Source organism: Robiginitalea sp. SC105 (genome assembly GCF_014243345.1).
GTDB lineage: Bacteria > Bacteroidota > Bacteroidia > Flavobacteriales > Flavobacteriaceae > Robiginitalea.
The window spans coordinates 787,668-800,644 of sequence record NZ_JACLZF010000001.1; the positions used below are offsets into that span (position 1 = coordinate 787,668).

A 12,977-nucleotide genomic window follows, 5' to 3' on the forward strand; every position below is an offset into this window, starting at 1 on the left:
AGTCCCTATAGCAAGGAAAAATCACACTTTTTTTAATTCATTAAAACCCGCACTATGTCAGCAGCTGAAGAGCCTATTCTGAAGGAAAATAAGGACCGTTTCGTAATCTTCCCGATCCAGCACCACGATCTCTGGGAATGGTACAAGAAATGTGAGGCCTGTTTCTGGACTGCTGAAGAGATCGACCTGCATCAGGACCTGAGCGACTGGAACAACAAGCTTTCGGATGACGAGAAGTATTTCATCAAACACATCCTGGCCTTTTTTGCGGCCTCGGATGGGATCGTCAATGAAAACCTGGCCGAGAATTTCGTCAACGAGGTGCAGTATTCGGAGGCCAAGTTCTTCTACGGTTTCCAGATCATGATGGAAAACATCCACTCGGAAACCTATTCCCTGCTCATCGACACCTATGTCAAGGACGAAAAGGAAAAAAACCTGCTGTTCCAGGCCATTGAGAATTTCCCGGCCATCAAGAAAAAGGCAGACTGGGCCCTGAAATGGATCGAATCCCCGAGTTTTGCCGAGCGGCTGATCGCCTTCGCCGCGGTGGAGGGGATTTTCTTCTCAGGGGCATTCTGTTCCATCTTCTGGCTGAAGAAGCGCGGGCTGATGCCCGGCCTCACCTTCTCCAATGAACTGATCTCACGGGATGAGGGCATGCATTGCGACTATGCCGTGCACCTGCACAACAAGCACCTGATCAACAAGGTCTCCAAGGAGCGGATTACCCAGATTCTCACCAATGCCCTGGACATCGAGCGGGAGTTTATCACCGAGTCCCTGCCGGTCAGCCTGATCGGGATGAATGCCAAGCTGATGACCCAGTACCTGGAGTTCGTCACCGACCGCCTGCTGGTAGAGCTGGAATGCGACAGGGTGTACAACTCGACCAACCCCTTTGATTTTATGGACATGATTTCCCTGCAGGGGAAAACGAATTTCTTTGAGAAACGGGTCTCCGAATACCAGAAGGCCGGTGTAATGAACAAGGAAAAGGATACAGATTCCCAGAAAATCAGCTTCGACGCGGACTTTTAGGGAATACGCAAAGCCGAAAAGTCCGGGCTTCCGGGCTTTTTTCTGTGCTTGATTTTAAATGTTAACAATTTTAACAGGGCGGGGTGACCCCGATAACTAAACACTAAAAACGAGAAACACATGTATGTAGTAAAAAGAGACGGCAGGAAGGAGCCGGTAATGTTCGATAAAATTACCGCCCGCGTACGCAAATTGTGCTATGGCCTGAGCGACCTGGTAGACCCGGTCAAAGTAGCCATGCGGGTCATCGAGGGCCTCTATGACGGGGTAACCACCTCGGAACTCGACAACCTTGCCGCTGAGATCGCGGCCACCCTGACCACGACCCATCCGGATTACGCCAAGCTGGCCGCCCGGATCTCCGTCTCCAACCTTCATAAGAACACCAAGAAGTCGTTCTCCGAAACCATGAAGGACCTCTACGAATACGTAAACCCCCGCACCGGCAAGAAGGCCCCGCTCGTGGCCGACGACGTTTTTGAAGTGATCCGGAAGCACGCCGACGAACTGGACTCCATGATCATCTACAACCGGGATTTCGGCTACGATTATTTCGGCTTCAAAACCCTGGAGCGTTCCTACCTGTTAAAACTCAACGGCAAAATCGTGGAGCGGCCCCAGCACATGCTCATGCGGGTTTCCGTGGGCATCCACCTGAACGACCTGGAAGCGGTACGTGAGACGTACGAGCTGATGTCTAAAAAGTATTTCACCCACGCCACCCCAACACTGTTCAATTCCGGGACGCCCAAGCCCCAGATGTCTTCCTGTTTCCTGCTGGCCATGCAGGACGACAGTATCGACGGCATTTACAATACGCTGAAGCAAACGGCCAAAATCTCCCAATCGGCTGGCGGCATCGGGCTGTCCATCCACAACATCCGCGCGACCGGTTCCTATATTGCCGGGACGAACGGTACCTCAAATGGCCTGGTGCCCATGCTGCGGGTATTTAACGATACAGCCCGCTATGTGGACCAGGGCGGCGGCAAGCGCAAAGGGAGTTTTGCCATTTACCTGGAGCCCTGGCATGCGGATATCTTCGATTTCCTCGAGTTGAAAAAGAACCACGGAAAAGAGGAGATGCGGGCCAGGGACCTGTTCTACGCCATGTGGATCTCCGACCTCTTTATGAAGCGGGTCGAATCCGATGCCGAATGGACGCTCATGTGCCCGAATGAATGCCCGGGGCTGTATACCACCCACAGCGAGGAATTCGAGGCACTGTACCTGAAGTACGAAAAAGAAGGCAAGGGCCGGAAAACCATTAAGGCCCGCGAACTCTGGGAGAAGATCCTGGAATCGCAGATCGAAACAGGGACTCCCTATATGTTGTACAAGGATGCTGCCAACCGCAAGAGCAACCAGAAAAACCTGGGCACCATCCGATCCTCCAACCTTTGTACGGAAATCATGGAGTATACGGCGGAAGATGAGGTGGCGGTCTGCAACCTGGCTTCCATTGCCCTTCCCATGTTCATCAAGAACGGCGAATTTGACCACAAAGAGCTCTTCAAGGTAACCAAGCGGGTGACCAAGAACCTGAACCGGGTGATCGACCGGAATTACTATCCGATTGTGGAGGCCGAAAACTCCAACATGCGCCACCGGCCTGTGGGCCTCGGTGTGCAGGGCCTTGCGGATACCTTTATCCTGTTGCGGCTGCCGTTTACCAGCGATACAGCCAAGAAACTGAACCGGGAAATCTTCGAGACACTGTATTATGCGGCTGCTACTGCCTCCATGGAGATGGCCAAGGAAGAAGGGCCGTATTCCTCCTACAAGGGCAGCCCGATCTCCCAGGGCCAGTTTCAGCACAACCTCTGGGGCATCAAGGACGAGGAGCTTTCCGGCCGGTGGGACTGGGACAAACTCCGCAAGAGCATCAAAAAGCACGGGGTGCGGAACTCTCTGCTGGTAGCACCCATGCCAACGGCTTCCACTTCCCAGATCCTGGGGAACAACGAGTGCTTTGAGCCCTATACCTCCAATATCTATACCCGCCGGGTACTCTCCGGGGAATTCATCGTGGTCAACAAGCACCTGCTGGAAGACCTGGTTTCCCTGGGCCTGTGGAATGAGAACATGAAGCAGGAACTCATGCGGGCAAACGGGTCCATCCAGCATATCGATGCGATCCCGGATGAGATCAAGGAGCTCTACCAGACAGTTTGGGAACTCAGCATGAAGGACATCATTGACATGAGCCGGCAACGCGGCTACTTTATCGACCAGAGCCAGTCCCTGAACCTGTTCATGGAAAATGCAAACTATGCCAAGCTCACCTCCATGCACTTTTACGCCTGGAAGAGCGGCCTGAAGACGGGTATGTATTACCTGCGTACCAAATCGGCCGTGGATGCCATCAAGTTTACTTTGGACAACACCAAGAAAAAGGAGGAAACACCGGAAGTGGTCGCAGTGGCCCAGGAAGAAGCCGTACCCGAGAAGGCAAAAAGCCTGAAGGTACAGACAACGCCGGTCAAGGAACAGGACGTCGACGCGGAGCCCATGACGCCGGAAGAGATGAAAGCCCTGGTCGCCCAGGCTAAGGCAGCTTCCGGGAAACCCGATGACGAATGCCTGATGTGCGGTTCCTGAGAAGGAGCCCGCTGGTTGGGCCCGGGCGGAGGAAATCCGTTGTGGCCCCCCGGCAGTTTTAGTGTTTATTTCAAAAAAAATGCCTCAGCGGACTGCGACTTGCAGGAACTGCTGAGGTGTTTTTCTTACCGGCATAGCGGTCTGAGGATACTTCTGTGGAAGTAACCTTACGAAACGGGAACCTGGCTGGCTAATCTTCGAGCATCGGCTTTACAATGCTGCGGATCACCAGGAAAACGGCCAGATAGCCCAATAGGATGATATAATAATTTTCCATGATTGCGTCACCTATATTAATTACGCAAAAAATCAGCTTCCCGGATCACGGCCGGCAGAAATTTCTGAAAAAGTTGTTGACAGCGCCTATCCCATTTCCTGTTCGGAAGGCTCCCCGGACATCCGGGCCCGGAATTTCTTATAGGCAAAATGCGCTACGGAATAGAGGGAAATGTAGGTCAGTAGTACAAGAAGGTAGGTATCGATCTGGGTCATCGCTTTCCAGGTTTTCGGGGTTCAGGACGAAATGTACAATAATATCGACAAAAAGCGATAAGACGTAAGAAAAATTCGATGAACTGCTAGGGGTCGACCGATTTGTAGGCCTGGATCACTGCTTCCTCTCCGGGGGTTCCTTCCATGGAATTCCCGTGTTCCATTCCCAGGATCCCGTTGTAACCCCGGCCCAACAGGTACCGGAAAACATTGGCGTAGTTGATCTCCCCGGTGGTTGGTTCCTTTCGCCCGGGGTTGTCGCCAATCTGGAAATAGGCAATTTCGTCCCAGCAGGCCCCGATATTCGGGATGAGGTTGCCTTCCTGTATCTGCTGGTGGTAAATGTCAAAGAGGATTTTGCAGGCAGGGGAATTTACAGCACGGCAAATTTCATAGGCCTGGGCCGACCCGCTCAGGAACATGCCGGGGTGATCCCTGAAATTCAGGGGCTCCAGCACCATGACCAGGCCATGGGGTTCCAGGATATCTGCGGCTTGTCGGAGACTTTCAACCACACTGGCTGTCTGATGGCCCATATCGCGCCTTAAATCGAGGTGACCGGGCACTACCGTCATCCACTTTGCATTGACGCGTCTGGCTACGTCTACGGCTGCCCGGATCTCTTCCAGGAATTCCTCCCGGAGGGCCGGATCCCCGGATGCCAGGTTTGGTTTATCCCAATAGATGGCATGTGCCACAAAGACCCCCATCCGAAGTCCCCGCTCCATCATTACCCGGGCCATGGCTTCTTGCATGGCCACAGGCCGGTTGGGCATCCCGTTATCCTCAAACGAACGGAAACCCGCATCGGCCATAAATCGCAATTGATCCAGCGGGTCGTCACCGGCACTGCCCTTGAACATCCCGAGGTGGGGGGCGTAATCCAGAGTGAAGCCCTCCTGGGGGCGTGCTTGCCGAGCCTGGCCAAATGAAAAAGGGCTTGCGGCGCCCAGGGCAGCCGCAAGCCCTGTATTGCGTATGAATTTCCTGCGTTCCAAAACCTCCTGGGTCAGATGGACCAGGCCTTGCCGCCTGTGAGTTCGTTCAGGTCGCCACAGGGGATATATTCGCCGGGTACCGGCAGGTAGGCCAGCACCTCTTCCCCAATGTATTCGGAACTCTTGAAGGCCCAGATGGTTGCGCCCCTCAGGTTGTTGGCAAAACTATACCGGGATATGGCTTCGTCCAGGGTAGCTTCCTCCCCGGATTCCACTGCTTCCTGGTAAGAGCCGATGGCCTCCATGATCACGGCCTCTTCCTCGGGGCTCCGTTTGGCCAGGCTTTCGGCAAGTACGGGCTCCAGGTCCTCTGCGGTCAGGTCTTCAGCGGTTTCCTTTCCGGAATCCGCCTGTGCCTTCGCAATAAATGCACCCATAGCCATTTTCATGAAGTCCTGTTCGGCCCTGGGGGGCACGGCCTCCATATAGCTGTCGATAAAGGCGTGCACCTGCAGCTCGGAAGCCGAAGGGGTATCGGTTTTCGGCAGGATGATATCCACCAGTTGCAACAATACCCCGCCTTCTGCCGGGCTGAAAAATACCGGGGTCCAGGTGGGCCCGGCTTCCTGCTGGCAGCTTTGCAGGATGCTCATTACCGTTGGGGTTGCCAGGGTCCAACCCATGGCCATTCCCATATTTCTTAAGGCTTTTCTTCTTTCCATTAGATGTTTCCTTTTTTGAGTTCTTTTACAGCGTGGTCTGCTGCGCGGGCCGTAAAGGCCATATAGGTGAGCGATGGGTTGACACAGGCCGCCGACGTCATAAAGGCCCCGTCGGTCACGTAGACATTTTTGCAATCGTGCACCTGGTTGTAGGCATTCACCACAGAGGTACGGCGGTCCCTGCCCATGCGGGCAGTGCCCATCTCGTGGATCCCCAGGCCAAGGGCGCTTTGGCCATTGAAGGGGGTTACATCGCGGAAGCCTGCTTTTTCGAGCATATCCGCCGCCTGTTCCATCATATCCTGGCGCATGTTCAGTTCGTTTTCCTTGTAGCCGGCATCAAAAGTCACGGTAGGCAGCCCCCACTGGTCTTTTTTGTCGAAATCCAGGGTCATCCGGTTGTCCTCGTAGGGCAGTACCTCGCCGAAGCCGCCCATGCCGAAGGTCCAGCCCCCCGGTTTGAGGATGGCCTCTTTCAGGTCCTTCCCATGGGATAACTCGCCGATGGTATCCTCCCAGTTGCCGCGGCTGGCGCCCCCCTGGTATCCATACCCGCGTTTGAAGCTGTCCACGTTGGTCTTGCCTCCGAGGTTCCGGAAACGGGGCAGGTAGATCCCATTTGGCTTGCGGCCTTTGTAATACTTGTCTTCGTACCCGTCGAATTTTCCAGAGGCCCCCACATTCAGGTGGTGGTCCATGATGTTCCGCCCCAGCTGGTCCGAGTCGTTGCCCAGGCCGTTCGGGAAGCGGTCGGAGCGGGACTGCATGAGGATGGAGGACGAGGCGATCGCGGAGGCGCAGAGGAAGACCACCTTGGCCTTGAATTCAAATTCCTCTTTGGTAATGCGGTCGATGATTTTTACCCCAGTTGCTTTTTTGGTGTCCGGGTCATAGACGATTTCATGTACGATGGAATCCGGTCTCAGGGTCAGGTTGCCCGTACGCTCGGCGGCCGGCAGCGTGGACGACACGCTGCTGAAATAGGCCCCGAAAGGACAACCGCGGATACAGCGGTTGCGGAACTGGCAGCGGTTGCGGCCCTCGTATTGCTTGTCGCTGTTGATGTGGGCCACGCGGCCCGCGGTGACCACCCGGTCATCGTACTGTTCGGACAGTTTGGTGCGGAAATGATCCTCCACGCAGTTGAGTTCCATCATGGGTTCGAAAACCCCGTCCGGCAGCTGGGGCAACCCAAGCTTTTCGCCCGTCACCCCGATATAGGCCTCGACCTTGTCGTACCAGGGTGCAATGTCCCGGTAACGCACCGGCCAATCCACGGCGATGCCTTCCTTGAGGTTCGCCTCAAAATCGATGTCGCTCCAGCGGTAGCTGTGCCGGCCCCACATGATGGAGCGTCCGCCCACGTGGTACCCGCGCATCCAGTCGAACCGCTGTGTTTCGTTATAAGGGTGCTCCAGGTCATTGACAAACCAGAAGTTGTGTTGGGCCCGGGTCGTGTAACCGGTCCGGGCCTGTTTTTCCTGCTTGGCGGCTTCCTCCCTGGGGAGCTGGCCACCGTGGGGGAAATCCCAGTCATCCATATTCGCAGTGGGATAATCCTCGATGTGCCTGACCATCCGGCCGCGCTCCAGTACGAGGGTTTTCAGGCCCGCCTCACAGAGTTCCTTAGCGGCCCAGCCTCCGCTGATCCCGCTGCCAACCACGATGGCGTCGTAGGAATCCTGCTCCTGGTTGTAATAGAATTTACTCATCTAGAATGATTGTTTAGTTCTTAAAAGTATTAAATATTAAATTAATTTTCTACATTTAAACGCCCATAAATCCTAGGGTTTTGCATCAAAGAAGGCCTAAATATAAGGATAATGCAATGAGTGCGAAAACCTTGAATCAAGGATTAACATACTGCCGCCCGGCAGGGCCGAATAGACCAATAACTAACCAATAGTATTATTTAACCGATGAAAAGAAGAAAATTCCTCTACCAGAGTGCCTCCGCGTCAGCCGCTGTTTCCCTTTTCGGGGTGATGGCCTGCAAGGGTGAAAACAAGAAAGAACAGGAAAGTGCCGACTCGATGACAGAAGCCGCCGCCGAACCGTTTTTCAAGCTTTCCCTGGCACAGTGGTCCATCAACCGGATGATCCGCAACGATGGCGTGGATCCGTATACGTTTGCCGAAAAGGCCAAGGGTTGGGGCTTTACCGGCCTGGAGTACGTGAGCCAGCTGTATAACAGCACCCTGGAACCCGCAGGTTATTCCCCGGAAGCCATGCAGGAATTTGTAGATAAATGCAACGCCGAAGCCGCCAAGCACGGCCTGCAGAATGTGTTGATCATGGTCGATGGACAGGGGAACCTGGCCGTCTCCGACCCGGCAGAGCGCAAAGCGGCTGTCGAAAACCATTACAAATGGGTGGATGCTGCCGCCGGTATGGGATGCCATGCGATCCGGGTCAACCTTGCAGGCAGCAACAACCCGGAAGAATGGATCCCCAATTCGGTGGACGGTCTTACCCAGCTGGGCACCTATGCGCAGGGGAAAGGCATCAATGTCCTGGTCGAAAATCACGGGGGCCTCTCCTCCAACGGTGCCCTGATGGCCCAGGTCTTTGAACAGGTGGAATTGGATAACTGCGGAACCCTCCCGGATTTCGGGAACTTCTGCATCCGCCGGAATGACCCCTCGGACTGGGGGTCGGGCTGCGCCGAAATGTACGATATCTATAAGGGCGTCCGGGAACTGATGCCCTACGCCAAAGCTGTTAGTGCCAAAGCCCATGACTTCGGGCCCGATGGCTATGAAGCGGAGATCGATTATGTCCGCATGCTGAAAATCGTCAAAGACGCCGGCTATACCGGTTACATTGGCGTGGAATACGAAGGAAGCGAGTTGGGCGAGGAGGCCGGTATTATCGCCACGAGGGATTTATTGATTAAGGCTGCCGGCGAGCTGTCTTAAGGAGGCATTTGGATGAAAACATATTTCCAGCAACTTTTTGATTACAATTACTACTGTAACAAAAGGCTAATCGAGGCGTGCTCCGAAATGGAAGAAGTGCCTGCCCGGACAGCAGAGTTATTCAGCCACATCCTCAATGCCCACCATATCTGGAATGCACGCATCCTGGAGAACGACCCTCAGTTCGAAGTCTGGCAGCGGCAGGAAATCGACCAATGGCCGGACCTTCACTACGAAAACCAGCGGAACTCCTTTGAGGTGATCACCAACGCGGACCACCTGGAAAAACGGGTCGGCTACCTCACTTCGGACGGAAGGTCCTTTACCAACACGCTGCAGGATATCCTGTTCCACATCATCAACCATTCCACCCATCACCGGGCACAGATCGCCTCCGATTTCAGGGCCAACGGGAAAGACCCCCTGGCGCTAGACTATATCTTCTACAAGCGCTAACCCACTGGAAATGAAAGGCCGCATCCAAGTACAGCTTTCCGTGATGATGTTCCTGGAATTTTTTGTCTGGGGGAGCTGGTTTGTCACCATGGGGACCTACCTGGGTCGCAGCCTCAATACGGATGCGGCAGCTGTCGGGACCGCCTACATGACACAATCCTGGGGGGCCATTGTCGCCCCGTTTATCGTGGGCCTGATTGCCGATCGTTTTTTTGCAGCCCAGAAGATGCTGGGGGTCATCCATATCTGCGGGGCGGTGCTCATGTACCTGATCGGCTCAACGGACGATTTTGCCCTGTTCTACCCGTTGCTCCTGGTCTATATGATCCTGTATATGCCCACACTGGCCCTGGCCAACAGCGTGGCGTTCAACCAGCTTACAGACCCTTCAAAACAATTCGCCCGCATCCGGATCTGGGGGACGATCGGCTGGATTGCCGCCGGCATGTTCATCGGTTATGTGATGCAGTGGGAGGCGAGCAACCTGTTGGGCAGGACCTTCCTGCTGGCCGCAGGATCCTCCCTGGCCCTCGGGCTTTTCAGTTTTACCCTCCCGGATACGCCCCCCAAATCGAAGGGCGATAAAATCACCCTGGCAGACATACTCGGCCTGGAGGCATTGAAACTGCTCAGGGGAAAAAATTACCTGATGTTCTTCCTCTCGAGCATCCTCATTTGCATCCCCCTGGCCTTTTACTACAGTTTTGCCAACCCCTTCCTCAACGAGGTGGGTATGGAGAATGCAGCGGGCAATATGGCCTTCGGCCAGATCTCGGAAGTGCTTTTCCTGCTGTTGCTCCCGGTTTTCCTAAACCGGTTTGGCCTGAAATGGACCCTCATTGTCGGGATGCTCGCCTGGGGGCTCCGCTATACCCTTTTCGCGTTCGGCGATGCGGAAGGCGGGGTATGGATGCTGTTCACCGGGATTGTACTCCACGGCATCTGCTACGACTTCTTTTTTGTCTCCGGCCAGATCTATACGGATGTCAAGGCGGGGGAGCGCATCCGCAGTGCTGCCCAGGGCCTCATTACCCTGGCCACCTATGGGGTGGGCATGCTGATCGGCTATAAGGTGTCCGGGATCATCGTGGATGCCTATCTCACCGACGGGGGGCACGACTGGCAGGAAATCTGGCTCTACCCGGCCGTATTTTCCTATGGGGTCCTGCTGTTGTTTATCCTGTTCTTCCGCAATGAGAAAGTGAGCTACCAACTATAATTTTAATATATTGAACGCAATCAACTGAACTAAAACAAACATTATGAAACAGATTAACAGAAAGCGGGTATTCCTGGCTGCATGTATTTCCCTGGTGGTAACATCCATGACCTTCGCCATCCGGGCGGGGATCCTGGACCAGCTTGGCCTGCAATTCGACCTCTCGGATACGGAACTGGGTTATATTAACGGGATCGCCTTCTTCGGTTTTCCCATCGCAACGCTGGTGGGCGGATTACTATACAATCTCATTGGCCCCAAAAAGCTGATGATGATTGCCTTCTTTTCGCACATCATCGGTTTGGTGATGACCATTTACGCCGGCGGGTTCTGGACCCTGTTGATCTCCACATTCTTCATCGGCTTTGCCAATGGCTCCGTGGAAGCGGCGTGTAACCCGATGATCGCGGATATGTTTACACGCAACCGGACCGCGATGCTCAGTAAATTCCATGTCTGGTTCCCGGGGGGTATCGTGATCGGGGCCCTGGTATCCAAATTCATGACCGATTGGGGGATGGGCTGGCAGTCGCAGATTGCCGTCATGCTGATCCCCACGCTGATCTACGGTTTTATGTTCTTCCGGGAAGCCCTTCCCGCCAATGAGCACATGGAAACGGATACGCGGCTCAATATCAAAGCACTTTCGGACCCGCTGTTCTTATTCATCATTGTCTGTATGACGCTGACTGCCATTTCGGAATTCGGCCCCCAGCAATGGGTGGAGCGCATCCTTGGGAATTCCGGGGCCCAGCCGATGCTGGTCCTGGCCATGGTCACCGGCATCATGGCGCTCGGGCGCTATTTCGGGGGCTTCCTCGTACACCGGCTCAACCCCATCGGCGTCCTGCTGATGTCGGCCATCGTCACTACGGTGGCGGTGTATAGCATGAGCATAGCCGAAGGCGGGATGATCTATGCGGCGGCCATACTCTTTGCCCTCGGGGTCTGCTATTTCTGGCCGACCATGATCGGGTTTACCTCGGAATACATCCCCAAAACCGGGGCCCTGGGAATGTCCCTGGTCGGCGGGGCAGGGATGCTCTCCACGGCCATCTGGCAACCCGTAATCGGTTCCTGGCTGGATGGAGCAAGACAAGCTGCCATGGACGGCGGGATGGCCCAGGAAGTGGCTGAACTGGCCGCGGGGAAAGCCACCCTAGGGAAGATGATGTTCTTCCCGCTCACCGTTGCCGTCCTGTTTGGTATCCTGTTCCTGTTCTTCCGCAAAAAACTGGAGCAACGCCGCGTTCCCCAGGCGCATGAAGCCACAGAGGTAGTCTGAAACCTAATAGGAAGTTTATCAATTATCCATTAAATACATATTATGCCTGAAAAGATAAGACTGGGTATCCTCGGAGGAGGAGGCGACTCCCTCATCGGAGTCCTCCACCGGGTTGCTGCCCACATGTACGACAGTTACGAAATAACCGGTGCCGTATTTAACCCGGACCACGAGCAGAGCCTGGAATTTGCCAGGGAACTTGGGATATCCACCGATCGGATCTACGAGGATTTCGATGCGCTGGTAGCCGGGGAGAAAAAATTGCCCGAATCCGAGCGGATTCAGGTGTGTTCCATCCTCACGCCGAATTTCCTGCATTACCCGATGGCCAAAAAGCTCCTCGAGAATGGATTCCACGTCATTTGCGAAAAGCCGATGACCACCACCTACGAGGAAGCCAAAACACTGCGGGACCTGCAAGCCAAATCAGGCAAGGTGTTTGCCGTGACACATACGTATACGGGCTATCCAATGGTCCGGCAGATGCGGGAGATGATCAAAGCCGGCGCCCTTGGTCGGATCCACAAGGTGGATGCGCGGTATTACCAGGGCTGGATCAACCCGATTATCCACGATGCGGAAAAACGGAGTTCCGTTTGGCGCCTGGACCCCAAAAAAGCGGGGATCAGTTCCTGCATGGGCGACATAGGGGTACACGCCTTCAACATGATCGAATACACCACGGGGCTGAAGGTGAAATCGCTCCTCTGCGATTTCAACTACCTGTATGAAGACAACGTCATGGACGTTGATGGCACCGTGCTCATCCGGTTGGGCGACCACGTGAAGGGCGTGATCCGCGCCAGCCAGGTGGCCACCGGCGAAGAGAACGGGCTTGCCATCACCATATACGGGGAAAAAGCCGGATTCCGGTGGGAACAGGAACGCCCGAATTTCCTGTACCTGTTGTCCGACACCGATCCGGTGCAGGTGTACAAACCCGGCCATGCCTACAATTCGGCACTCAGCCTGGACGGCACCAAGCTGCCCGCCGGTCACCCGGAGGGGATCTTTGATGCCATGGGGAACATCTACCGGGGCGTGGCCCGGGCAATCCGCGGCCAGGAGTACAATAACGGGGAATTCCCCACCATCACCGACGGCGTCCGGGGGCTCAATTTTATCGAAGCCACCGTGGCATCCCACAAGTCCGGGAATACCTGGGTGAAGCTGGATTGACGCTCAGACAGCAATGATGATGAAAGCCCGGTGTTTCCGGGCTTTTTTATTTGGCACGCGTGCTGGCTTTTTGCGGGGGTAGAGCGTAAATTGATTTCAGGGGAGGAGGGAGTACTTCCCCCCATT

11 protein-coding genes are annotated in these 12,977 nt (G+C 54.8%); 7 read left to right on the forward strand and 4 right to left on the reverse strand.

Going from position 1 to position 12,977, the window contains the following annotated elements; all coding sequences use genetic code 11:
* The first annotated feature begins 54 nt into the window (after positions 1-54).
* Positions 55-1,041, forward strand: a complete 987-nt coding sequence (locus tag H7F20_RS03490) for a ribonucleotide-diphosphate reductase subunit beta (RefSeq protein WP_185784740.1) — start codon at positions 55-57, stop codon at positions 1,039-1,041.
* A gap of 120 nt (positions 1,042-1,161) precedes the next feature.
* On the forward strand, positions 1,162-3,642 hold the full coding sequence (locus H7F20_RS03495; RefSeq protein ID WP_185784741.1) for a ribonucleoside-diphosphate reductase subunit alpha: 2,481 nt from the start codon (positions 1,162-1,164) through the stop codon (positions 3,640-3,642).
* Positions 3,643-4,005: 363 nt separating this feature from the next.
* On the opposite strand, the gene H7F20_RS15920 is transcribed toward H7F20_RS03495, so the two are convergent.
* The 4 genes from H7F20_RS15920 to H7F20_RS03510 all read right to left on the reverse strand — a co-directional run bounded on the left by H7F20_RS15920 (position 4,006) and on the right by H7F20_RS03510 (position 7,506).
* A complete protein-coding gene (locus H7F20_RS15920; protein WP_255443969.1) occupies positions 4,006-4,134 on the reverse strand; it encodes a hypothetical protein in 129 nt (42 codons plus the stop codon).
* Between the two features lie 86 nt (positions 4,135-4,220).
* Positions 4,221-5,132 (reverse strand): hydroxypyruvate isomerase family protein, encoded by a 912-nt coding sequence (locus H7F20_RS03500; protein WP_185784742.1) that lies wholly within the window; start codon positions 5,130-5,132, stop codon positions 4,221-4,223.
* Between the two features lie 11 nt (positions 5,133-5,143).
* Positions 5,144-5,794, reverse strand: coding sequence for a gluconate 2-dehydrogenase subunit 3 family protein (locus H7F20_RS03505; protein ID WP_185784743.1), 651 nt, complete (start codon positions 5,792-5,794; stop codon positions 5,144-5,146).
* The gene (locus H7F20_RS03510) at positions 5,794-7,506 is read right to left on the reverse strand and encodes a GMC oxidoreductase (protein WP_185784744.1); all 1,713 of its coding nucleotides are present in this window, start codon (positions 7,504-7,506) and stop codon (positions 5,794-5,796) included. The genes H7F20_RS03505 and H7F20_RS03510 overlap by 1 nt, the downstream gene beginning before the upstream one ends.
* 207 nt (positions 7,507-7,713) lie before the next feature.
* Between H7F20_RS03510 and H7F20_RS03515 the strand changes: the two genes are divergently transcribed.
* The 5 genes from H7F20_RS03515 to H7F20_RS03535 are packed head-to-tail and all read left to right on the forward strand — an operon-like array spanning position 7,714 to position 12,851.
* Complete coding sequence (locus H7F20_RS03515) at positions 7,714-8,712, forward strand: sugar phosphate isomerase/epimerase (protein WP_185784745.1); 999 nt, start codon at positions 7,714-7,716, stop codon at positions 8,710-8,712.
* Between the two features lie 12 nt (positions 8,713-8,724).
* Positions 8,725-9,168, forward strand: coding sequence for a DinB family protein (locus H7F20_RS03520; protein WP_185784746.1), 444 nt, complete (start codon positions 8,725-8,727; stop codon positions 9,166-9,168).
* 10 nt (positions 9,169-9,178) lie between these two features.
* Complete coding sequence (locus H7F20_RS03525; protein WP_185784747.1) at positions 9,179-10,387, forward strand: nucleoside permease; 1,209 nt, start codon at positions 9,179-9,181, stop codon at positions 10,385-10,387.
* Between the two features lie 43 nt (positions 10,388-10,430).
* Positions 10,431-11,672 carry a sugar MFS transporter gene (locus H7F20_RS03530; protein ID WP_185784748.1) on the forward strand — a complete coding sequence of 414 codons (1,242 nt, stop codon included), beginning with the start codon at positions 10,431-10,433 and terminating at the stop codon, positions 11,670-11,672.
* Between the two features lie 42 nt (positions 11,673-11,714).
* Positions 11,715-12,851 (forward strand): Gfo/Idh/MocA family protein, encoded by a 1,137-nt coding sequence (locus tag H7F20_RS03535; protein ID WP_185784749.1) that lies wholly within the window; start codon positions 11,715-11,717, stop codon positions 12,849-12,851.
* Positions 12,852-12,977: the final 126 nt, after the last annotated feature.